General features: G+C 73.5%; 16 protein-coding genes and 1 pseudogene. 13 read left to right on the forward strand and 4 right to left on the reverse strand.

Going from position 1 to position 25,815, the window contains the following annotated elements:
* Positions 1–30 precede the first annotated feature (30 nt).
* The 4 genes and pseudogenes from rplU (at position 31) to proB (ending at position 3,910) form a co-directional block, all read left to right on the forward strand.
* Positions 31–348 carry a 50S ribosomal protein L21 gene (gene rplU / locus BL253_RS30955; protein WP_076820846.1) on the forward strand — a complete coding sequence of 106 codons (318 nt, stop codon included), beginning with the start codon at positions 31–33 and terminating at the stop codon, positions 346–348.
* A 5-nt stretch (positions 349–353) separates the two neighbouring features.
* The gene (rpmA, locus tag BL253_RS30960) at positions 354–620 is read left to right on the forward strand and encodes a 50S ribosomal protein L27 (protein ID WP_076820847.1); all 267 of its coding nucleotides are present in this window, start codon (positions 354–356) and stop codon (positions 618–620) included.
* 336 nt (positions 621–956) lie between these two features.
* A pseudogene (obgE, locus tag BL253_RS30965) lies at positions 957–2,432 on the forward strand (GTPase ObgE); the annotation flags it as partial.
* A 362-nt stretch (positions 2,433–2,794) separates the two neighbouring features.
* Entirely contained in the window at positions 2,795–3,910 is a 1,116-nt protein-coding gene (gene proB, locus BL253_RS30970) for a glutamate 5-kinase (RefSeq protein ID WP_076820848.1), read from the forward strand.
* Between the two features lie 109 nt (positions 3,911–4,019).
* On the opposite strand, the gene BL253_RS30975 is transcribed toward proB, so the two are convergent.
* Positions 4,020–7,193: an AAA family ATPase gene (locus tag BL253_RS30975; protein WP_076820849.1), complete on the reverse strand. Its 3,174-nt coding sequence runs from the start codon at positions 7,191–7,193 to the stop codon at positions 4,020–4,022.
* A complete protein-coding gene (locus BL253_RS30980) occupies positions 7,193–8,626 on the reverse strand; it encodes an exonuclease SbcCD subunit D (RefSeq protein ID WP_076820850.1) in 1,434 nt (477 codons plus the stop codon). Before BL253_RS30980 ends, BL253_RS30975 begins: the two co-directional genes overlap by 1 nt.
* Before the next feature lie 904 nt (positions 8,627–9,530).
* Between BL253_RS30980 and BL253_RS30990 the strand changes: the two genes are divergently transcribed.
* The 9 genes from BL253_RS30990 to BL253_RS31030 all read left to right on the forward strand — a co-directional run bounded on the left by BL253_RS30990 (position 9,531) and on the right by BL253_RS31030 (position 23,063).
* Positions 9,531–11,789 (forward strand): MMPL family transporter, encoded by a 2,259-nt coding sequence (locus tag BL253_RS30990; protein WP_076820870.1) that lies wholly within the window; start codon positions 9,531–9,533, stop codon positions 11,787–11,789.
* Between the two features lie 293 nt (positions 11,790–12,082).
* Positions 12,083–13,357 (forward strand): glutamate-5-semialdehyde dehydrogenase, encoded by a 1,275-nt coding sequence (locus BL253_RS30995; RefSeq protein WP_274535276.1) that lies wholly within the window; start codon positions 12,083–12,085, stop codon positions 13,355–13,357.
* A gap of 243 nt (positions 13,358–13,600) precedes the next feature.
* Positions 13,601–15,244 (forward strand): malate synthase A, encoded by a 1,644-nt coding sequence (aceB, locus tag BL253_RS31000; protein WP_076820853.1) that lies wholly within the window; start codon positions 13,601–13,603, stop codon positions 15,242–15,244.
* A 218-nt stretch (positions 15,245–15,462) separates the two neighbouring features.
* Positions 15,463–16,353 carry an AAA family ATPase gene (locus BL253_RS31005; protein ID WP_076820854.1) on the forward strand — a complete coding sequence of 297 codons (891 nt, stop codon included), beginning with the start codon at positions 15,463–15,465 and terminating at the stop codon, positions 16,351–16,353.
* A 36-nt stretch (positions 16,354–16,389) separates the two neighbouring features.
* Positions 16,390–17,814, forward strand: coding sequence for a vWA domain-containing protein (locus tag BL253_RS31010; RefSeq protein ID WP_076820855.1), 1,425 nt, complete (start codon positions 16,390–16,392; stop codon positions 17,812–17,814).
* A 164-nt stretch (positions 17,815–17,978) separates the two neighbouring features.
* Complete coding sequence (locus BL253_RS31015; RefSeq protein ID WP_076820856.1) at positions 17,979–18,182, forward strand: hypothetical protein; 204 nt, start codon at positions 17,979–17,981, stop codon at positions 18,180–18,182.
* A 6-nt stretch (positions 18,183–18,188) separates the two neighbouring features.
* On the forward strand, positions 18,189–19,475 hold the full coding sequence (locus BL253_RS31020) for an FxsB family cyclophane-forming radical SAM/SPASM peptide maturase (RefSeq protein WP_081438873.1): 1,287 nt from the start codon (positions 18,189–18,191) through the stop codon (positions 19,473–19,475).
* A 91-nt stretch (positions 19,476–19,566) separates the two neighbouring features.
* Positions 19,567–21,285, forward strand: a complete 1,719-nt coding sequence (locus BL253_RS31025; RefSeq protein ID WP_076820857.1) for a DUF885 domain-containing protein — start codon at positions 19,567–19,569, stop codon at positions 21,283–21,285.
* Positions 21,286–21,554: 269 nt separating this feature from the next.
* A complete protein-coding gene (locus BL253_RS31030) occupies positions 21,555–23,063 on the forward strand; it encodes a DUF4349 domain-containing protein (protein ID WP_158230453.1) in 1,509 nt (502 codons plus the stop codon).
* 98 nt (positions 23,064–23,161) lie between these two features.
* On the opposite strand, the gene BL253_RS31035 is transcribed toward BL253_RS31030, so the two are convergent.
* Together BL253_RS31035 and BL253_RS31040 are read right to left on the reverse strand one after the other, a co-directional pair.
* The gene (locus tag BL253_RS31035; protein WP_081438874.1) at positions 23,162–24,580 is read right to left on the reverse strand and encodes an FAD-binding oxidoreductase; all 1,419 of its coding nucleotides are present in this window, start codon (positions 24,578–24,580) and stop codon (positions 23,162–23,164) included.
* A 260-nt stretch (positions 24,581–24,840) separates the two neighbouring features.
* Positions 24,841–25,707: an LLM class flavin-dependent oxidoreductase gene (locus BL253_RS31040; RefSeq protein WP_076820859.1), complete on the reverse strand. Its 867-nt coding sequence runs from the start codon at positions 25,705–25,707 to the stop codon at positions 24,841–24,843.
* Positions 25,708–25,815: the final 108 nt, after the last annotated feature.

Consider the following 25,815-nt stretch of genomic DNA (forward strand, 5'->3'; position numbering starts at 1 on the left):
GCGCGTGGGCCCCAGGAGCAGGGAGAACTGGTGTACGCGGTCGTTGCCAGCGGCGGCAAGCAGCACAGGGTCGCCGTCGGCGATGTGGTTGACGTCGAGCTTCTCCCCGGTAAGCCGGGTGTGGCCGTGAACCTTCCGGCACTGCTGCTTATCGACGGTGAGTCGGTCACCACCGACAAGGACGCGCTCGCGTCCGTCGCGGTGACCGCCGAGGTCGTCGGCGTCGTCAAGGGTCCGAAGATCCGGATCCACAAGTTCAAGAACAAGACCGGTTACCACAAGCGGCAGGGTCATCGCCAGAAGTTCACCCGGCTGAAGGTCACCGGCATCGAGACCGAAGAGGCCTGAGCGAGATGGCGCATAAGAAGGGCGCGAGCTCCTCGCGCAACGGTCGTGACTCCAACGCCCAGCGACTGGGCGTGAAGCGGTTCGGTGGGCAGTACGTGAAGGCGGGCGAGATCCTCGTCCGCCAGCGCGGCACCCACTTCCACCCGGGCGACCTCGTCGGCCGGGGCAAGGACGACACCCTGTTCGCGCTCGCCRAGGGCCACGTCCAGTTCGGCACCCGCCGCGGCCGCCGCGTCATCAACGTGCTCGCGCTGGAGACCGTTGCCGCCTGACGCGGGGCTGACCTGGCCGGGTCATCCTGGTCGCTGACCTTCGGTCAGCTTCCCGGGTGACCAGGTCAGGATGTCTGCTCCGGGGGGCGACCCCCGGACCCCCGATGTCGGGCTTCGCCCGACCTGGTCGGGTCAGGATGTCTGCTCCGAGGCGTGACCTCCGGACCCCCGATGGCGGGCTTAGCCTGACCTGATCGGGGTATTCGGTGCACGCTTCTGTCGAAGCCGTGCCGGGCTGGCGTTAGGAGCCCGGTGCGGCCTTTGGCATGCTCGCGGTCCATGACACCGCGGTGGCAACATTCATAGGTAACGCAAGGCGATCGAGAGGTCAGGACAGTGCCCACATTCGTCGACCGGGTGGTGCTGCACGCCGCCGCGGGGGACGGCGGGCACGGCTGCGCGTCGATCCACCGGGAGAAGTTCAAGCCGCTCGGCGGGCCCGACGGGGGCAACGGCGGCCGAGGCGGCGAGATCAGGCTGGTCGTCGACGCCAGCGTGACCACGCTGCTCGACTTCCACTTCCACCCCCATCGCCGCGCCACCAGCGGCCGGCCGGGGCAGGGCTCCAACAAGAGCGGCGCCGACGGCGAGGACCTCGTGCTCCCCGTCCCGGACGGCACCGTCGTGCTCACCCCGGACGGCGAGGAGATCGTCGACCTGGTYGGCGTCGGCAGCACCTATGTGCTCGCCCACGGCGGGCGCGGCGGGCGGGGCAACGCGGCGCTCGCGTCCGCTCGGCGCAAGGCGCCGGGGTTCGCGGAGCTCGGCGAGCCGGGGGAGAGCCTCGACGCCGTCCTGGAGCTGAAGTCGGTCGCGGACGCCGCGCTCGTCGGCTACCCGAGCGCCGGGAAGTCCTCGCTGGTCTCGGTGCTGAGCGCCGCCAAGCCGAAGATCGCCGACTACCCGTTCACGACGCTGGTGCCGAACCTCGGTGTCGCGCAGGCGGGCGACCTGCCGCCCTACACCGTCGCCGACGTTCCCGGCCTGATCCCCGGCGCGAGCCAGGGCCGGGGGCTGGGGCTGGAGTTCCTCCGTCACATCGAGCGCTGCTCGGTGATCGTGCACGTCCTGGACTGCGCGACGCTGGAGCCCGACCGCGACCCGCTGTCGGACCTGGATGTGATCGAGAGCGAGCTGGCGGCCTACTCGGCGGATCTCGCGGACCGGCCCCGCGTCGTGGTCCTCAACAAGATCGACGTTCCGGACGCCCGGGATCTCGCCGAGCTGGTCACGCCCGATCTGCGTGCGCGCGGGCTCGAGGTGTTCTCGATCAGTAGCGCGACCCGGGAGGGCGTGCGGCAGCTGTCGCTGTACCTCGCCGGGATGATCGCCGAGCACCGGCGCTCGTCGCCGGTGGCGTCGGCGACGCGGATCGTGCTGCGCCCGCGCGCGGTCGACGAGCCTGACTTCTCGGTACGCGCCGCCGGCGACGGATTCGTCGTCACCGGCGCGAAGCCCCTGCGCTGGATCCGCCAGACCGACTTCACCAACGACGAGGCGATCGGTTTCCTCGCCGACCGGCTCGCCCGGCTCGGTGTCGAGGCCGAGCTCGCCCGGCTCGGCGCCGAGCCGGGAGCCGAGGTCACCATCGGCGACGTCACGTTCGACTGGGAGCCGACGCTGTCCGGCCGCGGCGCGCTCGCCGACTACGCGACGGCCCGCGCCGACGAGGAGACCGCGGGCGTCGCGACCGTCGGTGGTACCGCCGGCCGCGGCCGCGTGACCGAGCCGCTGCTCGGCCCGCGCGGCAGCGACGACCGGATGCGCACCTCGGTCCGGCTGACCCGCGGTGAGCGTCTGACCCGCCGCGCGCGGCGGCTGGCCAACCTGGACGGGGCGGACACCGCCTTCGAGGACGCCCAGGACGGTGTTGTCGTCGACGAGGACGGCGTGGTCACCCCCGCCGCCACGCGGGACGCGGGCTGGGACGACGACGTCTGGGACGACGGCCAGGACCTGGATGACGAGGACCTGGACGACGACGAGGACGCGGACGGCGCGGACACCGCGGACGGCCCCACCGTCGTCTGGGTCGGTCGCGACGGCGAGGGCGATGGCGACGACGCGGCCGCGTCCTGGGACGACGACGAGAACGAGAGCGCGGCCGGCGACGAGCCGGCCAGCGGCCAGCCGATCGGCGCCCGGCGCGGCGGGGCGGGGGACAAGGGGTAGGCGTGCGTTCGTTCGTTGAGCACGCGCAACGCGTTGTCGTCAAGGTCGGGTCGTCGTCGCTGACGACCGCCGCCGGTGGGCTGGACGCGGACCGGCTGGAGGCGCTGGTCGCGGCCGTGCGCCCGCTGGCCGGGCGACGGCTGGTGCTGGTGAGCTCCGGCGCGATCGCGGCCGGGCTCGCTCCGCTGGGGCTCGCGCGCCGGCCGCGTGACCTCGCCACCCTGCAGGCAGCGGCGAGCGTCGGGCAGAGCGCGCTGGTCCACCAGTACGCGGAGGCGTTCCGACGCTCGGACCACCAGGTCGGCCAGGTGCTGCTCACCGCGACCGACGTCATCCGGCGCACCCATTACCGCAACGCCCGCACGGCGCTCGACCGGCTGCTCGAGCTCGGCATCGTCCCGATCATCAACGAGAACGACGCCGTCGCCACCCAGGAGATCCGCTTCGGCGACAACGACCGGCTCGCGGCGATCGTCTCCCATCTCGTCTCCGCCGACCTGCTGGTGCTGCTGTCCGACGTCGACGGGGTCTATGACGCGAACCCACGGCTGGGCCCGGCGAGCCTGGTGCGCGACGTGCGGTCGGACGCCGACCTGGACGGGCTGACCGTCAAGGGCACCGGCACGGCCGGCGTCGGCACCGGCGGGATGGCGACGAAGATCGACGCGGCTCGGATGGCCGCGTCCGGCGGGGTGACCACGATCGTCACGTCGGCGGCGCTCGCCGCGGCGGCACTGGCCGGTGAGGAGGTCGGCACGGTCTTTCACCCGACCGGCCCACGCCGCGCGTCCCGCCTGCTCTGGCTGCAGTACGCGACCGCTCCCCAGGGCCGCCTGCACCTGGACGCGGGCGCGGTCGCCGCGGTCGTCGGCCGCCGGGCCTCTCTGCTGCCCGCCGGCCTGACGGCCGTCGACGGAGACTTCTCCGCGGGGGACCCGGTCGACCTCGTCGACCCGTCGGGCCGCCCGGTGGCGCGCGGCCTCGTCGCCTTCGACGCGGCGGAGCTTCCCACCATGCTCGGCCGCGGCACCGCCGAGCTGGCCGCCGACCTCGGCCCCAGCTACGAACGCGAGGTCGTCCACCGCGACGACCTCGTCCTCCTCCAGCCCACCCGCTGACCTCGGGTAGGACAAAGGGCCGCCGGAGCGGGCCTCGCGCCCAGCGACCCGGATCCCTGGGGGCCAGCCAGCGTAGCTGGTACCTGCCTGGCCACCCGCGACGCCCGCGTCATGTCGTCGTGTCGACGGTGCTGCCGTCGGGGCCCTTGTGGACCTGGATCTGGGTGGGGATGCGCAGGCGGAGGTCGGCCACGTGGCTGACGACGCCGACCAGGCGGCCGCCGGAGCGGAGCTCGTCGAGCACGTTCATGACCTCGTCGAGGCTGTCCGGGTCGAGGGTGCCGAAGCCCTCGTCGATGAACAGGGCGTCGATCGCGTGGCCGCCGGACTCGGCGCTGACGACGTCGGCGAGCCCCAGAGCCAGTGACAGCGCGGCCTGGAACGTCTCGCCGCCGGACAGGGTCGCCGTCGGCCGGGAGCGGCCTGTCCAGGCGTCCTCGACGAGCAGGCCGAGCCCGGCCCGCCGCCGCCGGTCGCGGCGCTCGCCGGCGTCGTGGACGAGGGTGTAGCGCCCGCCGCTCATCACCGAAAGCCGCCGGCTCGCCGCCTGCGCGACCTCCTCGAGCCGCGCGGCCAGCACGTAGCTCGACAGCGGCATGCCGTGCAGGTTGCCGCCCCGGCCGGCGGCCAGATCGGCGAGTGCGCGCAGCTGGTCCGCCGTGGCTTTGCGCGGTGCCAGCGCCGCGTGCGCCGCGACGTACTCCTGGACGAGGGCATCGAGCCGGCAGGTCCGATCAGCCGCCGTCGCCGCGGCGGCCAGCGCCTCCTCGTGCGCCCGCCTCGCGTCCTCGGCGGCGCGTTCGTGCTCCTCGACCGCGATCGGCGCGTCATCGGCGATCCCGGCCAGCTCCGGGGCGTCCAACCGGGACTGGATCCTGACCCGTTCCTCCTGGTGAGCCTGGATCCGCGCCCGGGCGTCAGCCAGCCAGCTCGCCTCACGGACGGCGGCCAGGGCCGACACCGGGTCGGCGAAGCCCGCCTCCGTCGCGGCGGCGATGGCCGTGGCCTCGGCCCGCCGGGACTCGTCGGCCGCCCGGACGGCCGCGAGCACGGCCGCGCGTGTCGCCTCGCACCCGCGGGCGAACGCCGCCACGGCGTCGACCCGCGCGGCCAGGCCGGCCGGGTCGCGCAGCACGTCCGGCACCGCCGCCAGCGCTTTCGCGGCCCGCTTCCGCGCCGCCGCGGCGCGTGACCCGGCCTCGCTCTCACCGGACCGATGGGCCGCCAGGCCCGCGTGCGCCGCGGTCTCGGCGCGGGCGAGTCGGTCGAGCTCCGCCTCGGCCGTGGCCAGATCCGCCGCCGCCGCCGCGGCCTCGCCGGCGGACCCGGCGAACGCGCGCGCCACCGCCGCCAGCTCGGTGGCGCCGCGCTCGGCGGGCGTCGGTTGGCCGGCCCCGGCCCCGGGGAGCGCGGCGGGGCTGGCGAGCAGCATCTCCTCGTCGAGCAGGGTGCCGCGCAGCTCGCCCAGCAGCTCCTGGACAGGTTCGCCAGCGGTGTCGTCGGCGCGCAGCGCTTCTGGGATGCGCAGGAGCGTCGCGCGCAGGGCCCGCACGCGTTCCGTCAGCCCGGCGACCCGTTCGCGTGCCTCCCGCGCCGTCGCCTCGCGCCGCCCGGCCTCGTCGTCGGCGGCTCGTTCGTCGTCCTTGTTGACGTGGTCGGCGCGGACCTCGGCGGGGTCGGGGTGGACGAGCGAGCCGCACACCGGGCAGGGGGTGTCGCCGACGAGCGCGGCGGCGAGTTCGGCGGTGATCGCGTCGAAACGCTGCTGGCGCAGCTCGGCCGCGCGGGCGCGGGCGAGCGTCGCGGCGGCCTGGGTCTCGTCGGCGGCGAGGAACGCCGCCTGCCGCGCGCGGACGGCGTCGGCCAGATCAGCCAGCTGGTCGGCGCGCTCCGCGAGCGCCGGAGCGAGCTGGGCCGCGTGCCTGGCCCGTCCGACGCGGTCCTGCGCGGTCCCGCGGGCGATGGGGAACGTCGTCTCGAGCTCGGTGACGTGGACCTCGGCGGCTTGGGCGTGGGTGAGAGCGTCCCGTTCGGCCGCCGCCACCTCCCGTTCAGCCTCGTCGGCCGTCGCGAGCGCGAGCGCCAGCGCCTCGAGCCTGCCCGACTCGGTGTGCGCGAGCGCGGCGAGCGTGCCCAGCTCGCCCGCGCCCGCGTCGGGGCCCGCACTCAGCTGGCTGGCCAGCCGCCCAGACGACTCGCGGGTGGTGTCAAGGGAGGGCACGGAGGCGGCGGCGAGGTCGACGCGGGCCGTGACCTCATCGTGTGCTGCCCGGCCGGCCTCGTCGGCCCGTCCGGCCGCGTCGGCGACGGCACGGCTGACCATGCCGGCCCGGCCCGCCGCGTCCAGCTCCGCGGCGAGCGAGGTGATCTCGGGCGCGAGTTCGACGAGTTCAGCGAGCCGGGCGCGCAGCCGCGCTCGGTCCTCGGCCCGCCGCGCCGCCTCGTGCGTCGCGGCCAGTTGGCGGTCGGCGAGCTCGCGCGCCCTGGCGGCCTCGTCGCGGCGCTTGGCGGCCGATATCTCGCCGGCGCGGGCGGCTTCGGCGAGCGCCGTCGCCCAGTCCGGCCCGGGCGCCGCCGCGCCGACCGGCGCGGTCTCCGTGTCGGCTGGGTGCGCCTCGACACCGGCGGCTTCGATGATCTTCGCGTGGACGCGGTCGAGGGACTGGCGGGCGACGCCGTGGTCGTCGGCGGCGCGCTTGGCGCGGTCGGCGAGCCACTGTTCGACCCGCTCGAACAGGCCGACACTGAACAGCTGCTTGAGCAGCGCCTCGCGGGCGTCGTTGTCGGCGTGCAGGAAGTCGGCGAACCGGCCCTGGGGGAGCATGACCACCTGGAAGAACTGCTCGGGCTTCATCCCGAGGTGCAGGCTGACCTCGAGGCCGACGTCGTCGTTGCGGGTGGCCTCCATCTGCCAGCCCGAACTGGTCCACCTCTCGAGCTGTGCCTTCGGGTGCTCCCGTTGGGTGCCGTTGCCGCGGCGCTTCGGCCGGTCCCACCCGGGCCAGCGGGTGACCCGGAAGCGGCCGGCCGGCACCGAGTACTCCAGCCGCACCCGCGGGGCCACGTCGGCGGCGGCGTGATGGGAGCGCAGGTCGCGCACGCCGCGCAGCCCGGGAACCGTGCCATAGAGCGCGAATCCGAGCGCGTCGAGCAGCGTCGTCTTCCCGCCGCCGGTCTCGCCGCAGAGCAGCACCAGGCCACCCGCGCCGAGCCGGTCGAGGTCGAGCTCCACCGTGCCGGGGAAAGCGCCGAACGCGGTGAGCTCCAGGCGGTGCGGGCGCATCAGCCGGCCTCCGCCGCCGTGGCCGCGAGCCGAGCCTCGGTGAGCGCGGCGGTGAGCAGGTCGCGTTCGGCCTCGGTCGCCGAGGTGCCGCGGGCGAAGCTGACGAAGTCGGCGGCGACGTCGAGGTCGGCACGGCCGCGGGTACGCCGCGCGAACGAGCGGGTGTCGTCGGCCTCCGCGTTCTCCGGTTCGTGGCGCAGGACCAGGGTGCGCGGGAAACGCTCACGCAACGTCGTCATCGCGTCCATCGGGCGGGCCGGGTCGGTGAGCACGGCGGCGATGAAGTCGTCGGCATGCTCGCCGTACTCGAGCCGGGTGAGCAGGTCCGCGAGCCGGCCGCGCAGGATCGTCATCCGGCGTCGCGTCGGGACCGGGATCGCCTCCACCCTGGTCAGCCCGGCCGGGCCGAGCTCGGCGAGCAGCGTCGTCTTCGCGTCGCCGGCCTCGGAGAACGAGTACGCCAGCGGTGAGCCGCTGTAGCGGACCCGCTCCAGGCCCTGGACTCGTTGCGGGCGGTGCAGGTGGCCGAGCGCCGTGTAGGTGATGCCGTCGAACAGCGACGCCGGGACGTGCGCGACGCCGCCGACGCTGATGTCGCGCTCGCTGTCGCTGCCGGCGGCGCCGGTGACCCAGGCGTGCGCGACGACGACGGACCTGGCACCGGGATGGCCGGCGAGGTCGGCCCGGACGGCGGCCATCGCCCGGCGCATCGTCGCCRTGTGGGACAGCGGCTCCGCCCGGCGGCCCGGGCCGGGCGCGGCGGGGCTGCGCGGCGCGGCGGGTACGAGGCTCGGGGCCAGCTCGTCGTCGTCGAAGAGCGAGACCATGCCCGGGAAGGGCGGTTCGGCCGGGCCCTCGGCGGCCAGCGGTGGCGGCCCGGCCGCGACGCCGGCGGCGCCGAGGGCAGCCGCCCAGGCGCCGCCCGGGCCGTCCGCCTGGCCGCCGGCCTCCGCGTCGGCGCCCACGCCGGCTGGGCCGTCGCCCTGGGTATCGCTCACGGTGCTGACCTCGGGGAGGCGGCCGGCGACGGCCGCGGGCTCCAGGTAGGGAATCGGGTAGACCCGCACCGGGCCGAACCGGTCCTCGACCACCACGGGTGTCGCGAGCTCGGCGGGGTCGGTACGGATGCGGACCCGGGGGTCGAGCAGCCCCGCCTTGTCGCCGAGACGCGCCGGCGCGTCGTGGTTCCCGCTGATGACCACCACCCGGGCGCCGGTGTCACGCAGCCGGGACAGCGCCTCGTCGAACAGGCGCAGCGCGGCGAGCGGCGGGATCGCCCGATCGTGCACGTCGCCCGCGACCACGACGAGGCCGACGCGTTCGGCGCGGGCCACCTCGACAAGGTGATCGACGAAGGCGGCCTGCGCCGCGGCGAGGTCATGCCCGTGCAGGCCGCGCCCGAGATGCCAGTCGGACGTGTGCAGGACGAGCATGTCCCCCCTCCCTACCGGTCCGTGCTCTCCCGCCGATCGGCCGGACCCGCCCGGGCGTCGCCACGGTGCGGCGGCGGATCGGCGAAAGCCGCGTCCGGCGGCGCGCCGGGTGCTGGACGCCGGCGGCGGCTCGGTGAACGGGTGCCGAGAGCATCGGTAGCGTAGGCGATCCGGTCGTGTCCGGTTCGCACCCCGTGCCCGCTCGGCGCGGCCGGAGCGCTGGCGTAGCGGTCCGTACGCGCGTGGACGTACGCCGATGCCGCCGTCCGGCTGACGACGCCAGTCGCGCCAGGCATCAGGCTGGTCACCATGACATCACCGCGAACCGGCCTGGCCGCGCAGCGCGACCAGTGCCGCGCGTCTCACCCGCGCGCCGGCTGACCGCCGCCCTGGTAGGGCCAGTCCCACTCGGTCGCGGGGGTGTGGCGCCTCCTGAGGCCGCCGGTTTTCTGATCCAAAGCCGGTGGCCAGCCGCAGTGACTGGCACGCCGCCATCCGCGACTGTTCGGTGTGTGGGCGGCGCGCCGACGGACCGCCGAACGGCCCAGCGTCCGGATGGCCCAGCGTCCGGGCGGCATGGCGTCCGGGCGGCACGGCAATCCGTAGTGTCCTGCATCACATCCCGTCGACCGGCCGATGCGTTTTCGGGGTCTGGGCCGTCTTCTCGATGACCATGCCGAGTTCCCCGGCCTGCGCGAGTGGCCCCCGGGCGCGCCGTTCGGGCGACCGGATCCACCGGATGGGGACGGGCCAGTCAACCGAATAACGGATGGGCGCCGCCGGCCCGCCACGACATCATCGAGGTCGTCGGCAGCACCCGCCACACCCGTATGCCCGTTCACGAGTGACCGCCGCCTGCGCCGTCGACGACGAGCGAGCCCGAGAGCCGACCGGAGAGAACACCATGAGCGACGTGGCCGCCGAGCAGGAAAACTCGGAGACCCAGCTGCCCGCGTCATCGCCGCCAACCGCGCCGCCGGACCAGCGCCGTCCGTCGTGGCGCAGATGGGTCGGTGCCGTCGGCGTCGTCATCGTCTTCTTCATCGTCGGCGTGGCCGGCCTGCCGTTCCAGGGCAAGCTGGGCGAGGTCCAGAAGAACGACAACGCCTCGTACCTGCCGGGTTCGGCCGAGTCGACGAAGGTCGACTCCGAGTCGGAGAAGTTCCGCTCCGTGGCGACGATCCCGGGCTTCATCGTCTACCAGCGCGACGGCGGCCTGACCGACGGCGACAAGGCGAAGATCGACGATGACCGCGCGGCCTTTGGCAAGATCGACGGGGTGGCCGCGGACCAGATCGGGCCGGCCCAGTTCAACAAGGACGGCTCGGTCGCCTCGGTCTCGGTCCCACTGATCGGCAAGAACGGCGACGTCGAGGTCGACGGGGAGAAGCTCAGCGACACCGAGAAGTCGATCATCGACATGGCTCGCGACAAGGCGCCGGACGGCCTGAAGATCCATAGCGCCGGCGCGGGCGGCCTGCTCGTGGCGTTCATCGACGCGTTCGCGGGACTCGACGGGCAGCTGCTGCTCGCGGCCGGGCTCGTCGTCATCATCATCCTGCTCGTCGTCTACCGCAGCCCGATTCTGTGGTTCTTCCCGCTGCTCAGCTCGGTCTTCGCGCTTGGCCTGTCGTCGCTGGTGATCTATCCGTTGGCCAAGCACGACGTGCTGACGCTCACCGGCCAGAGCCAGGGCATCCTGTCGGTCATCGTGATCGGCGCCGGCACCGACTACGCGCTGCTGCTCGTCAGCCGGTACCGGGAGGAGCTGCACAACCACGCCAGCCGGATGAACGCGATGCTCGCGGCCTGGCGGGGCGCCGCGCCGGYGATCGCCGCTTCCGGTATCACCGTCGTTCTGGGCCTGCTCTGCCTGGCCCTCGGCGAGCTGAACTCCAACAAGAGCCTCGGACCGGTCTGCGCGATCGGCGTCGCCTGCACGATGCTGTTCATGCTGACCTTCCTGCCGGCGTTCCTGGTGCTGTTCGGCCGGTGGGTGTTCTGGCCGCGTAGGCCGAAGGTCGATCACCAGGCCGACATCGCCACCCACGGCAGGTGGGCGCGGATCGCCGAGCTGGTCGGCCGGCGCGCCCGACTCGGCTGGATCTCGACCTCCGTGCTGCTGCTGATCTGCGTCGCGTTCCTGCCCGGCCTGCGCACGGGCGGCCTGTCGACGATGGACAGCTTCACCTCCGAGCCGGACGCGATCGTCGGGCAGAAGATCTATGACGCCAACTTCGACGCCGGCGCCGGCGCCCCGGCGGTCATCACCGCGAAGGCGGACCAGGCGAATGCCGTGATCGCCGCCGTGTCCAAGGTCCAGGGCGTGGACACCAAGCCGGGCTCGGTCTGCGTCGAGGTCGACTACGGCAAGATCCCCGACGCGCTGAAGTCCGGCGCGATCACGCCGGCGAACCTGGCCGGCGGAGCCTGCCCGCCGGCGGCCATCCAGGTGAAGCCGGTGGACGGCCGGCTCGCGATCGACGCGACGCTCGCCTACCGGTACGACACGTCGGAGGCGGACGCCACGGTCCTGCGGATCCGGGACGCCGTCCGCGCGGTGCCCGGCGCCGAGGCGCTTGTCGGCGGCTCGACGGCGGTCAACCACGACGTCAACGCGGCCTCCCGGCACGACCGCAACCTGGTGATCCCGATCGTGCTGTTGGTGATCCTCCTGGTGCTTGGACTGCTGCTGCGCGCGCTCGTGGCCCCGTTGCTGCTGATCGCGACCGTGGTGTTCTCGTTCGCCGCGTCCCTGGGCGTGTCGGCGGTGATGTTCAACCATGTGTTCAACTTCGCCAACGCCGATCCGGCGTTCCCGCTGTTCGCGTTCGTCTTCCTGGTAGCGCTCGGAATCGACTACAACATCTTCCTGATGACCCGGGTGCGGGWAGAGGCGTTGATGTTCGGCACGCGCAGGGGCATCACGCGCGGGCTGTCCGTCACCGGCGGCGTCATCACCTCGGCCGGCTGCGTGCTCGCGGCCACGTTCGCGGTGTTGGCGGTGCTGCCGCTGGTCTTCCTCGCCGAGGTCGGGTTCACGGTGGCGTTCGGCGTCCTGCTGGACACGATCATCGTGCGGTCGATCCTGGTCCCGTCGCTCAGCCACGAGATCGGCAAGAAGATCTGGTGGCCGTCCAGGCTCGCCCGCGCGGCCGACTAAGCCGCTCAAGCGTCGACCTCGTCGAGACACGGATCCAGATCAAGACACGGATCCAGATCGAGGCGCAGCTCCAGGAAGACGGACCGAGGCCGCGCGATCACGCGCGGCCTCGGTCCGTCCCGGCGTCATCGGCGCTGGCTGGCATCCCGCCTCCCGGGCCCGGCCGTGCCCGGGAAGGTAGCCTCGGGGGATGGCGCGCCGCGCCGGCGCGGCGCCGGCTGGGCGTGTCCGATGATCTTGTTCGGCTTTCGGTGGACCGTGATGCCGGCCCAGGGTGCGACCCCTGGGACCCGGTGAGAGGGGAACGGGTCATGCAGGTCTCCGCGGAGGACGTCCGAACGAGCGCCGTGCGCGCGAAGCGGGCCGCGGCGGCGCTGGCCCCACTGTCGCGGGCCGCGAAGGACGCCGCGCTGCTGGGGATGGCGGACGCGCTGCTCGCCCGCGCCGACGAGCTGCTCGCCGCCAACGCCGAGGACGTCGCCGCGGCCCAGGCCGCCGGCACCGCGGCCGCGATGGTCGACCGGCTCACCCTCACCGAGGCCCGGCTCGCCGGGATGGCCGACGGGCTGCGCCAGGTCGCCGGGCTCGAGGACCCGGTCGGCGAGGTGCTGCGCGGCCGGGTGCTGCCCAACGGGATGGAGCTGCGCCAGGTCCGCGTCCCGCTCGGCGTCGTCGGGATCATCTACGAGGCCCGGCCGAACGTGACCGTCGACGCCGCCGGGCTGTGCCTGAAGAGCGGCAACGCGGCGCTGCTACGAGGCAGCGCCTCCGCGGTGCGCTCCAACACCGCGCTCGTCGGCGTACTACGCGACGCGGCCGAGGCGGCGGGGCTGCCCGCGGACGCCGTCCAGCTCGTCCCCGGCGTCGACCACGAGTCGGTCAAGCACCTCATGCGGCTGCGCGGGCTCGTGGACGTCCTCATCCCGCGCGGCGGCGCGGGGCTGATCCGGGCCGTCGTCGAGGAGTCGACGGTCCCGGTCATCGAGACCGGCGTCGGCAACTGCCACGTCTACGTCGACGCGACCGCCGACCTCGACATGGCGGTCGCGATCGCGATCAACTCGAAGACCCAGCGGGTGTCGGTCTGCAACTCCGCCGAGACACTGCTCGTCCACGCCGACGTCGCCGACGAGTTCCTGCCCCGGGTGCTCGCCGCGCTCACCGAGGCCGGCGTGACGGTCCACGGCGACGACGCGGTGCGGGCCGTCGCCCCGGGCGCGCTGGCCGCGACCGAGGACGACTGGGCCGCCGAGTACCTCTCGCTCGACCTCGCGGTGAGGGTCGTCCCGTCGCTGGACGCCGCCGTCGAGCACATCCGCGCCTACAGCAGCGGCCACACCGAGGCGATCGTCACCCGCTCGCTCGCCGCGTCCCGCCGCTTCATCGCCACCTGCGACAGCGCGGCGATCATGGTGAACGCCTCCACCCGGTTCACCGACGGCGAGCGGTTCGGCATGGGCGCCGAGATCGGCATCTCGACCCAGAAGCTGCACGCCCGAGGCCCCATGGGACTGCCCGAGCTGACCTCCACCACCTGGGTCGGCATCGGCGACGGCCACGTCGTTTAGGGGCGAACCTTGTTCGCCGCCCCTTTGGGGCGGCTTCCCGGTGTCCTATACGACGATGTCTGCCCAGGGGGACGACCCCCTGGAACCCCCGATGTCGGGCTGCGCCCGACCAGCGGGTCGGCACAGGAGCGGACGGGCGGCCTCCTCGTGCCCGGCCTCGGGCGTGGCGGATATATCTCCGTGCTGGGTGTCGATTCGGGGTGAGGGCGGCCAGACTGGAGCGGTGGCCAGGTGGAGGGTGGGATGGGTGTGACGGGCGGGTTGCGGGGGGCGACGAGCGACGGGGTGCGTGTCGAGCGGGACGTGCCGGGGCTCGCGGCGGACGACGCGGCGGCGCTGGTCGGCGAGGTGCTGGGTGACGAGGCGGTCGCGTTCGTGGCCGGGCTGCAGCGCGCGTTCGGTCCCCGGCGCCAGGAGCTGCTCCACCGGCGGGCCCAGCGGCGCGCCGTGATCGCCGCCGGCGGCACGCTCGACTTCCTGCCCGAGACCGCCGAGGTGCGGGCCGGCGACTGGCGGGTCGCCCCACCGGCCCCGGACCTCACCGACCGCCGCTGCGAGATCACGGGCCCGACCGACGCGAAGATGGTCATCAACGCGCTGAACAGCGGTGCGCGCCTGTTCATGGCCGACTTCGAGGACGCCAACGTCCCCACCTGGTTCAACCTGCTGGACGGCCAGCGCAACCTGACCGCGGCCATCGCCGGCACGCTGACCTTCACCAACCCGGACGGCCGCGGCTACCGGCTCGGCGAGAGGCTCGCCGCCCTCGTCGTCCGCCCACGCGGCTGGCATCTGCCCGAGCGGCACGTGCTCGTCGACGGCGCGCCGATGTCCGGGTCGCTCTTCGACGCCGGCCTGTACCTCTTCCGCAACGCGCGCACGCTGGTCGACGCCGGCCGCACACCCGCGTTCTACCTGCCCAAGATGGAGAGCCATCTCGAGGCCCGGCTGTGGAACGACGTGTTCACCGCCGCGGAGGACGCGCTCGGCCTGGCACGCGGCACCATCCGGGCGACCGTGCTCATCGAGACGCTGCCCGCGGCGTTCGAGATGGAGGAGATCCTCTACGAGCTGCGCGAGCACTCGGCGGGGCTCAACGCCGGCCGCTGGGACTACATGTTCTCCACCATCAAGACCTTCGCGTCGCGGCCGGCGGAGTTCCTGCTGCCGGACCGCGGCTCGGTGACGATGACGGTCCCGTTCCTGCGCGCCTACACCGAGCTGCTCGTGGCCACGTGCCACCGCCGGGGCGCGCACGCCATCGGCGGCATGGCCGCCTTCATCCCGTCCCGGCGCGACCCGGAGGTCAACGCGGCGGCGCTGGCGAAGGTACGGGCGGACAAGGAGCGCGAGTCCGGCGACGGGTTCGACGGCAGCTGGGTCGCCCACCCCGACCTGGTGCCCGTCTGCACCGAGGTCTTCGACGGCGTGCTCGGCGACGCCCCCAACCAGCTCGCGCGCCAGCGCGACGACGTCCACGTCACCGCCGCCCAGCTGCTCGACGTCGCCGCCACCCCCGGCGAGATCACCGAGGGCGGCGTACGGGTCAACATCAGCGTCGGCCTGCGGTACCTGGAGGCGTGGCTGCGCGGCACCGGCGCCGTCGGCATCGACAACCTCATGGAGGACGCGGCCACCGCCGAGATCTCCCGCAGCCAGCTCCACCAGTGGGCCGCGGCCGGGGCGAGGCTCGCCGACGGCCGCGTCGTCACCGCCGAGCTGGTGCGTGCCGTGCTCGCCGAGGAGGTCGAACGGCTGCGCGCCGCCGCCGGCGACGAGTCCTTCGCGGCCGGGCGGTGGAAGGACGCGGTCGAGCTGTTCGAGCGGACCGCGCTCGGCGAGCCCTACGCCGAGTTCCTGACGCTGCCCGCCTACGACCGGATCTGACCCAGGCCTGGCGGGCCGGCTGGTTCGCAACCGCCGGGATCCGGGGCAGGGCAGGTCAGCGCCGACGGGGATCGTCACCCGTCCGAAACATAACCGTCCGCACCCCAACCATCCGGACCCGTAGCAGTCCGGGTATTTGCGGGATCGCGCTGGCACTATGGGTCTGACGGATAACGGATCCGAGGGGATCAAGCGGACGTAGAGCGGGGAAAAGTCCCATGTCGTTGCAGGAACACGCCTTCGCCGATGTCGCGGATGTGCGCGGCCGCCTGAGGGAGACAGGCTACCTCGCCGACGAGGCGATCGCCACCACGGTCTTCCTCGCCGACCGGCTGCGCAAGCCCTTGCTCGTCGAGGGACCGGCGGGCACCGGCAAGACCGAGCTCGCCAAGGCGCTGGCCGCGTCGGTCGGCGCGGAGCTGATCCGTCTGCAGTGTTACGAGGGGCTCGACGAGGCGCGCGCGCTCTACGAGTGGAACTACAAGAAGCAGCTGCTGCGCATCCAGGCCGCCTCCGGCGACAGCTCCGCGGCCGCCGACTGGCGTGCGACCYACGACGACATCTTCAGCGAGGAGTTCCTGCTCGCGCGGCCGCTGCTGTCCGCGATCCGCCGCGACGAGCCGACCGTCCTGCTGATCGACGAGACCGACAAGGCCGACGTCGAGGTCGAGGGCCTGCTGCTGGAGGTCCTCTCCGACTTCCAGGTGACGATCCCGGAGCTCGGCACGATCCAGGCAAAGCGCCGGCCGTTCGTCGTCCTGACGTCGAACGCGACCCGTGAGCTCTCCGAGGCGCTCAAGCGCCGCTGCCTCTATCTCAACCTTGACTACCCGTCGGCGGCCCGGGAGAAGGAGATCCTGCTCGCCCGAGTGCCGGAACTGCCCGAGCAGCTCGCCGAGGCGTTGGTCCGCACTGTCCGCTCGCTGCGGGCGATGGAGCTGAAGAAGGCGCCGTCGATCGCGGAGACCATCGACTGGGGTCAGACCGTGCTCGCCCTCGGCTTCGACTCGCTCAACGAGGAAGAGGTCCGGAGCACTCTCGGCGTCGTCCTCAAGCACGCGAGCGATCAGGCTCGCGCCATCAGCCAGCTCAAGCTCGGCGCCAACTGACCGGCCCGCGTACCCGCGAGCAGTGAGGGGCACGCGATGAACCTGGTAGACCGCATCGTCGACTTCACCGCGGCCCTGCGGCGCGCCGGTGTGCCGGTGAGCACCGCGGAGACCGTCGACGCGTCGCGCGCCGTCGGCGCGGTCGGCTGGCTCGACCGGGAGGCCGTCCGGGCGGCGTTCGCCACCACGATGTGCAAGCGCCCGCTCTACCGCAACGCCTTCGACACCCTGTTCGACCTGTACTTCCCGCCGCGGATCGGCGACGGGGTGGCCGGCGGGGCCGACGGCGTGCCCGGCCTGGGGGAGGGTGACCCAAGCGACGAGCCGCCGCGCGACCTCACCCCCGAGGAGCTGGACGCGCTGCGCAAGGCGCTGCGCGACCGGCTCCAGCAGGCGCTGCTCGACGGCGACGACGACGCGCTGCGCGAGCTCGCCCGCCAGGCCGTGTCCAGCTTCGGCTCCGCGCCCGCCGGCGGGCAGAACGGCAAGTCGTGGTTCGTGTTCAGGGTCCTGCGCGCGATGTCGCCGGACACCCTGATCGCGGCGCTGCTCGCCGCTATGCTCGGCCCCCAGGACAAGGGCGGCCTCGCCGAGCGGATCGCCCGGCAGACCATCACGGACCGCATCCGCTCCTTCGAGGAGATGGTCCAGAGCGAGATCCGCCGCCGGATGGCCGAGGAACGTGGCCTGGCGGCGACCGAGCGCACCGCGGTCAAGCCGCTCACCGACCAGGTCGAGTTCCTGCGGGCCTCCCACCAGGACCTCATCGAGCTGCGCCGGCAGGTGTACCCGCTGGCGCGCCGGCTCGCGACCCGGCTCACGGCCAAGCGCCGCCTCGGCCGCAGTGGCCGGCTCGACTTCCGCCGCACCGTGCGCGCCTCGCTGGCCACTGGCGGCGTCCCGCTGGAGACGAAGCACCGCCCGCACAAGCCGCACAAGCCCGAGCTGGTCGTTCTCTGCGACGTCTCCGGCTCGGTCGCGTCATTCGCGCATTTCACCCTGATGCTCACCCACGCGCTGCGCGAGCAGTTCTCGAAGGTGCGCGCGTTCGGCTTCATCGACACCACCGACGAGATCACCCGTTTCCTGCGCGGCGTCGACCTCGGCGACATGATGGCCAGGATCGCCAAGGAGGCGGACCTGGTCTGGTTCGACGGCCACAGCGACTACGGCCACGCCTTCGAGGTCTTCGCCGAGAAGTTCCCCGACGCCGTCGGCCCGAAGACGTCGCTCCTGATCCTCGGCGACGCCCGCAACAACTACCGCGCCACCTCCACCGTCCCGTTCAGGCGTCTTTGCCAGCAGGCCCGGCACGCCTACTGGCTCAACCCGGAGCCTCACTCCTACTGGGGCTCGGGCGACTCCGCCACGAAGGCCTACGCCGACATCGTCGACGAGATGGTCGAGTGMCGAAACGTCGAACAGCTGGAAGCCTTCATCGGACGTCTTCTCCCGACCTGACCGCGGCCGCAACCGCGGCGCGCGCTTTCCGAGGACCCGGATCCGGAAAACCCGGATCCGGGTGAATACGGGCCACCGTCATGCGACACTTTCCGCTGAAGGGCCGAGCGATGACCGGGACCGGTCATGCCAGCCGTTGATGTTCCGGCCGCAGGGAGTGCGCCATGTCCGACCCCGCCGTCACGCCGGTCGACACAACAGGTACCGCGGTCGGTCTGTCCGCGCTTGAGCACGCTCTCGCCCGCCGGACGTCCGCCGACGGTGACCTGGTGAGCGGTGCCTACGTGCACAACTCCGGCCCGTGCCTGTTCCGCCCTCGCCGGCCTGCCTCGGCGTCGGCACCCCGACTGACGGACACCAAGAGCTGACGGAGAATGTCGGTCTCGCTGCCGTGGCCGGCGCCCCCGCCGGTTCGGGCTCCGGAGGCCGTTGGCGCGGCACCGACCGCCGCGGAACGCGCCGCCGCGGCGTGGGGCGCTCCGCTGCCGCCGGGCTGGGCCCCGACGCCGTTTCGCGAGTTCGTCCTGAAGGTGGCCTCGCGCTGCAACCTCGACTGCGACTACTGCTACGTCTACCACCTGGCTGACCAGTCCTGGCGAACCCAGCCACGGTTCATGACGGAAGCGGCGGTCGGCGCGACGGCGGACCGGATCGCCGAGCACGTGCGTACACACGACCTGGAGTTCGTGAACATCCGGCTCCACGGCGGCGAGCCGCTGCTCGCGGGCCGTGAGCGACTGAGCCGGATCGCCGGCACGTTGCGGGAGCGCCTCGCCCCGCTGACCGAGGTCGCCATCACCGTGCAGACCAATGGCGTGCTGCTCGACGAACCGATGGCCGCCTTCCTCGTGGCGCAGGACATCGGCGTCGGAATCAGCCTCGACGGTGACCGGCAGGCCAACGACCTGCACCGCACCTATGCCGACGGCAGGTCCAGCTACGACGAGGTTGTCGCGGGCATCCAGATGATGCAGCGGCCGGAGTTCCGCTCACACTTCCTCGGGCTCCTGTGCACCATCCAGCTGGCGGCGGACCCGGTCCGGGTATGGGACGCGCTGCTCGGCCTTGGCATTGACGGAGTGGACTTCCTGCTCCCGCACGGCACCTGGGAACACCCTCCTCCGGGCCTCGTACCGGCCGGCGGCCGGACGCCTTACGCCGACTGGTTGGTCCCGCTGTTCGACCGCTGGTTCGACGCGCCGGTGCGGCCGCTGTCGGTACGGACCTTCGAGTCGTTGCTGCACCTGCTGCTCGGGGGAGTGGGCGCGCACGAGTCGTTCGGTCTCGCGCCCGTGGCGCTCGTCGTCGTCGAGTCCGACGGCTCCTACGAACAGGTGGACACCATGAAGGCGGTCGGCCAGGGCGCCGCCGCCAGCGGGCGGACCGTGTTCGCCGACCCGCTCGACGCCCTGTTCGACGTGCCGGCGTTCGTCCAGCGCCAGCTCGGGCTGCACGGCCTGGCCGACAGCTGCCGCGACTGCGACGTGGTGACGACCTGCGGCGCCGGATTGTTCCCGCACCGCTACCGGCCAGGCGCCGCGTATGCCAACCCGACGGTGTACTGCGCGGACCAGTACGCGCTGATCGCGCACATCCAGCGTCGCGTCGAGGAGGCTCTCGCCCGCCGGGGCACCACCCTGGCCGCCGTCCGCGCCAGCTGACCCCGAAACGCCCGCGAACCGGGCGCCCGCACGTCGGCGGACATCGCGCTTACCGGGCCGGTTGTGTCACGACCCGGGTTAGGTTTGGGGCATGACGCGTCCGGAAGCGACGGCGGAGCTGTTGTCGGTGGCCGACGGGGCGCTGGAGGATCTGCTGGCTCGGCGGCCCGCGTGGGCGAGCGCCCTGGGTGACCACCGGTTCGACGACCGGCTCGACGACTTCGGGCTGGAGGCGCGGCGCGGATACCTCGCCGCGTTGCGGGAACATCGGGCGGCCCTGGAACGGGTCGACGTGGCCGCGCTGGAACCGGAGGCGGCAGTCGACGCCGCGATGCTGGGGGAGCTGCTCGCCGCGGCGGAGTTCGATGTCGCCGAGTTGCGTTCCCATGAGTGGAACCCGCTTGTCCACCTGCCAGGCCATGCGCTGCACGGTCTGCTGGCCCGGCCGTTCGCGCCGGCCGGCGACCGGCTGCGCCTGCTCGCCGGCCGCCTCGCCGCTCTGCCTGACGCACTGGCGACCGCCCGCCACATCCTTGGCCCGATGCCCCAGATCCACGTCGAGACGGCTGTGGACCAGGCAACGGGGCTTGCGGGCCTCATCCGCGACGACGTCGCGGGCGCGCTCGCCGGGGAGCCATCGCTGCGTCCGCTGGTCGAGCCGGCGCGGGCGGCCGCGCTCCGGGCCGTCGTCGAGTTCCGTGACTGGCTGCGCGCGAGGCTGGCCGRCCAGGAGGATGCCGCCCCGAGCGGCTCGCGCTCCGGGGACGACAGCGCCCTCGGCGAGGTGACCAGCCTGGAAGGGCGCGGTCCTCGGCTGGGTCAGGCGCTGTGGGAGCGGACGCTGGTACACAGCCTGTCGAGCGAGCTCACGTCGGCTCAGGTGGTCGCCGCGGCAGGCGAGCATCTCGACCGGTTGACTGAGGAAATCACCGAGGCCGCCGCCAGGTATCTCGGTGAGCGGCGGGGAACGGACGTGGTTCGACGGGCCCTGGACCTGGTCGCCGCGGACGCGCCCGACGATACGACGGTCGTCGCGGACATCCGTTCCGCGCTCGCCGACGCCAGCGCGTTTCTTGCCGACGTCGACCTGGTCAGCCCCACCGATGACCCACTCGACATCGTCGTCATGCCCGAGTTCGCCCGCGGCGTCTCCGTGGCCTACTGCGACACGCCCGGCCCGCTGGAGGCGGCACCGCTGCCGACCTTCTACGCGATCGCGCCGACGCCCGAGCACTGGTCGCGCGAGCGGAAGAGTTCGTTCTACCGGGAGTACAACCGCGCCGCCCTGCGTGACCTCACCGTTCACGAGGCCATCCCTGGCCATCACCTGCAGATTGCCGCTGAACGTCGTTTCCGAGGACCGACCCGGGTGCGCGCCGCCGCCCAGTCAGGGTCCTTCGTCGAGGGCTGGGCGGTGTACTCGGAACAGATCATGGCCGAGGCGGGCTTCGGTGGCCTGCCGGTGCGCCTGATGCAGCTGAAACTGCAGTTGCGGATGACCATCAATGCGCTGCTCGACCATGGTGTGCACTGTGCCGGCATGACCAGGGCTGAAGCGATGGAGCTGATGACGAACCGCGGCCTCCAGGAGGAGGGCGAGGCTTACGGCAAGTGGCGTCGTGCCCTGCTCACCTCGGGGCAGCTGTCTACCTATTTCGTCGGCTGGAAGGAGATCACCGGGCTCCGCCAGGCATACCGCCCCGCTCCCTCGGCTCTGCGCGCCTTCCACGACGATCTCCTCGCCCACGGCTCACCCCCGCCCCGTCACCTGGGCGCTCTGCTGGCGTCCGCCCGGCCCGACGGCGGTTGACGGGCGATCGACGGGCATTCGCCGCGGTGGCTGGCTCCGACCGGCCGCGGCGCGCGCCGCAGCCGACGCGTGGAGGCGGCGACGGCGTCCGACCGATCCCGCCCCGACCGTCCACCACTGACACCGCCGGAGTACGCGGCGCGGGTGAAACCGATCGCGGGTGGGGCGCGTCCAATGCCTTCGAGGTGCCGCGAGGCACGGATCGGAGGGCGGCAATGGCGTCGGACGAGGGGCTGGGCGGTCGGGCGGAACCGGAGCCCGGGGGAGGCGTGGGTACGGCGGGGGGCGCCACGGCGACCCTGCCGAGGGAGGCGCCGGCGCCGAGGCCTGGCGAGGCTCCGGCCGACGCCAGCCCGGCCGCCGGCGGCGCCCGGGCCGCCGCCGCACCGGGCGGCGCGGCCTCGGAGTCATCAGCGTCGGCGTCGTCGGCTCCGCCGGTCGCGCGGACCGGGGACGGGGCGCTGCGGGCCGGCTGGCTCGCGGCGCGGGCGGCGCTCGCCGCCAGGCGTCAGGACGGCACCGGGGGGACGCGGATCCCGCTTGGGGGCGGGCGCCAGCTGCGGGTGACCCGGCGCGGCGCCCTCATGGGCGCGGTGGCCCTGGCCATCGTCATAGTGATCATCGTCGCGCTGGGTACGGCGGGCGGCGGCGGCACGTCGAGCTACAGCCTGCCGGCTCCCGCCGCGATCAAGCCCGACGCCGCCGGCGGGAGTGGGATCGCCGACAGCGGTGGCGTCGGCACCGCCGGCGACGCCAGCACCGCCGAGCGCGCCGTGCCCCCGTTGTCCGGGTCCGCCGCCGACGCGCCCGCCGTCACCGGGCCCGCGGGCCCGGTCCCGACGCCGGGGAGCGGTTCGGGCGCGGCCCGCCCGGCCGGAGCCCAGCCGCGGATCGTGTGGACCGGGTCGATGAGCGTCGAGGTCGCCGCGGGTTCCGTTCAGTCGACGATTCGCCGGATCGCGGCCGTCGCCGAGGTGTTGGACGGCTACCTCGCGGACAGCCAGGTCAGCGGTACCGCGACGACGGCCGACGACGACCGGCAGAGTGCGACGATCACCCTGCGGGTGCCGGCCGGTTCGTTCACCAAGCTGCAGGACGCCGTCGGCGGCGCGGGCACCGTCCTCACGTCGACGATGAGCTCCAAGGACGTCACCGCCGAGTACGTCGACCTCGAGGCCCGCCTGAGCGCGCTGGGCACGTCACGGACCACCTACCTGACGCTGCTGGGCAAGGCGACGACCGTCGGCGAGATCCTCCAGGTGCAGCAGCAGATCGACGGGGTGCAGACCCAGATCGAGCAGCTCGAGGGCCAGCGCAAGGTGCTCGCGGACCAGAGCGACCTGGCCACCCTGACGATCGACCTCGCCGAGAAGGGCGCCCAGAGCGGCGAGCCGAAGGGGGAGAACGGCTTCCTGCACGCGCTGCGCTCCGCCTGGCATGACTTCGTCTCCGGCCTCGAGGACATCATCTCGGCCCTCGGTGTGATCGCGCTGATCGCCCTCGTCATCGTCGTCCTCTACCTGCTCTACCGCCTGCCCCGCGCCCTGCGGCGCACCGGCCGCACCCGCCGTGACCGCCCCACGAACGGCGAGGCCAGCGGCTCGGGTGGTATAGGTGGTACAGGCGGCACGGGCGGGGCCGGCGGTACGGACGGCGGCGGCTCCCCGGCTCCGGCCTCCCCAGCTCCCGCCTCCCCGGACCCGGCTTCGTCGCCGGATCCGGATCCGGTCTCGGCCGACACCACCACCGGTCCTGTCCCCAGCGGGACCACCACCTGAGACGGCGCGGTTCCGCCTGGCTTCGGACCGCCCGGTCCGAAGCCAGGCCCCGCCGGCGATGACGGAATCCAACGCGAGGTCGGGTGCCGCCCGTCGTCTCAGGGCTCGACCGGGTGGTTCGAGCGGATGACGTCGGCCGGGTCGTAGGCGGCCTTGATCTGACGGAGACGCTGGTATGTCCGCGCGCCGAACAGTTCCTCGCCGGATCGGCGCCGCTCCGCGAAGTTCAGGTAGGCACCGCCCGTCGACCACGGGCCCATCCGGCGCTGGACGGCGTCCACCGCCGAGCGCACCGCCTGGGCGGACGCGGCGTCGGGAGTGATCCCGACGGCGAACAGCGCGAAGGCGGCGTCGATGCCGTCGACCGCGCCGCCGGGCCGCCGTCCCGGCGCGAGCGCCCCGCCCAGGTGGCGCAGCTCCAGCGAGAGCAGCGCGTCCGCGCCGTCGGCGCCGCTGGCGAACGCCGTGACGGCCTCGGGCGGCAGGGCCCGCAGCAGCATGCCGTCGCCGTGCGCGGGCGTCGGGCCGTCGGGATCCATGTGCAGCAGGCCCAGCTCGCTGGCCGGCCTGGTGGTGAACGTGTCGAGGGACGGCCCGAGCGCCCGCAGCGGCGCGAGCAGCGCGGCGGCCAGCGAGGGCGGCAGCTGGCAGGCCGCCTCCACCACCACGTAGGACTGGCCGCGCAGCGCCGGGGGCAGCTCGGGCAGCGGCGGGAAGCGCAGCAGCCGGCCGACGGACGTCACCTCGTCGGGCACGGACGGCAGCCAGCCACGCCAGGCGTGCAGCACCTCCTCGGCCCGTTCGATCGGGAAGAACAGCACGCCGGCGTAGACGTCGGTGACGGGGTAGAGGCGGAACTCCAGCGCGGTGACGATGCCGAAGCCGCCGCCACCGCCACGCAGCGCCCAGAACAGGTCGGGGTCCTGACCGGCGTGGACCCGGCGGAACCGGCCGTCGGCGGTGACGGCCTCCATCGCCGTGACGCTGCTGGCGGCGAGACCGTGCGAACGGCCGAGCCAGCTCAGCCCACCGCCGAGCGTGTAGCCGGCGACGCCGACGTCACGGGCCGAACCGGCGAGGGCGGCGAGGCCGTGCCGTGCCGCGGCGTCGGTGACGTCCATCCAGAGCGCGCCGGCCTCCACCCGCGCGAGGCACGCCTCGGCGTCGATGTGGACCGACCGCATCGCCGACGTCCGCAGCAGGATCGTGCCCGCCAGGTCGCCCATGGGCGCGGCGTTGTGCCCGGTGGACTGCGCGGCGACGCGCAGCCCGAGCTCGGCCGCGGCCAGGACGACGGTGGCGACGTCGCGCACCGACAGCGCGGTGACGACCGCCGTCGGCCGCTGGTCGACGGTCAGGTGCCAGGCCTGGCGGGCGGTGTCCCAGCCGTCGTCGGCGGGCCGCAGCAGCGGCCCGTCCAGGTCGGCCGCGAGCCGATCCAGGCCGGCCGCGAGCTCCGCGTCGACGCTGGTGCGGGCGGCGATGTCCGGGTCGGCTTGAAGCAGGTCGGGAGTCATACCGGGGGTTCCTCTTCTGCCTGAGCATGTGCTGTCTGGGCGTTCGGTGTCTGGGCGTTCGGATGTGGGGAGCGCGTCCGACCGTGAGGTCCGGGCGTGGGGCTGTGAGAGCGTCGTCCAGGCTCGGCGGCGCCGGCCGAAGGCCACGACCGCGGTGGCCGTGGCCGCTGTGGCCGCTGTGGCCGCGGCGGTGGCCGTAGCCGTGGCCCTGAACCGGGGGGCTGAGCGCGCTGGGCGGGCTGAACGTGCTGGGCGGGCCATCAGCCGGCGACGGTCGTCGACAGGGCGACAGCGGCGATGCGGTCGAGCTGCCGGATGTCGTGCGAGCAGGGGCAGATCACGATCTCGTCGGCTCCGGCCGCCGTGAATGCCCTGATGCGCGCCGCGAGGGCGTTCTCGTCGGTCGCGGCGGTGCCGGCGATCCAGCCGACGGTCTCCGGGCCGAGCCAGGCGTAGTAGCTGTCGATCGCCGATGTGGCGAGGGCCGAGGCGTCCGGTCCGAGCGCCGCGTAGAAGATGGCCATGAGGCGCGGCTGGTCACGGCGGCCGGCGGCCTTCCATGCCTGGCGCACCGTGGCGACACCCGCCGCGAACTGCTCGGGTGTGCCGACCATCATCGTCCAGCCGGCACCCCAGTGGGCCGCGCGCGGACCGGCGATCGAGGCCTCCCCGCCGATCAGCAGCTCGGGGCCGCCGGGCCGCGCGGGGGTGGGGCCGATGGCGGTCGGCTCGGACCAGATCTGCCGCAGCTGCCGCAGTTGCGTCTCGAAGTGGGCGCCGCGGCCGCGCGGCGAGGTCCCGGTGGCGGCGAAGTCGTCGTCGCGCAGGCCGACCCCGAGGCCGAGCGTGAGCCGGCCGCCGCTGGCGCGGTCGAGGCTCGCGGCCTGCTTGGCCAGCAGCGCGGTGCCCCGCTGCGGGGCGATCAGTACGTTCGTCACGAGTTCGACGCGCTCGGTGACGGCCGCCGCGAGCGCCAGCGTCACCAGCGGCTCGTAGCTGTCGTAGACGACGCGGTCGATGACCGCGACGGCGTCGAAGCCCAGGTGTTCCGCGCGCCGAGCCCAGGCGGTGATGGCCTGGCCCGGAGTCGCCGGTACGGCGTTCGGTAGCGCGATGCCCAGCTTCACGGCGTCCTCCTGCTGTCGGTCCTGGTGACAGGACCAAGAGTCGGCGCGGAGGCTCGTCGCCGCGATCCCACGGCTGGTGGCCCTCTGCCGGCCACCGCCCCCTCGACC

Source organism: Pseudofrankia asymbiotica (genome assembly GCF_001983105.1).
Lineage (GTDB): Bacteria > Actinomycetota > Actinomycetes > Frankiales > Frankiaceae > Pseudofrankia > Pseudofrankia asymbiotica.

Coding starts and splice junctions, on each gene's coding strand:
- BL253_RS31020 (WP_081438873.1), top strand. CDS start 18,189: ATGTCGGTCTCGCTGCCGTGGCCGGCGCCCCCGCCGGTTCGGGCTCCG.
- BL253_RS31015 (WP_076820856.1), top strand. CDS start 17,979: ATGTCCGACCCCGCCGTCACGCCGGTCGACACAACAGGTACCGCGGTC.
- aceB (WP_076820853.1), top strand. CDS start 13,601: ATGGGTGTGACGGGCGGGTTGCGGGGGGCGACGAGCGACGGGGTGCGT.
- BL253_RS31035 (WP_081438874.1), bottom strand. CDS start 24,580: ATGACTCCCGACCTGCTTCAAGCCGACCCGGACATCGCCGCCCGCACC.
- BL253_RS30975 (WP_076820849.1), bottom strand. CDS start 7,193: ATGCGCCCGCACCGCCTGGAGCTCACCGCGTTCGGCGCTTTCCCCGGC.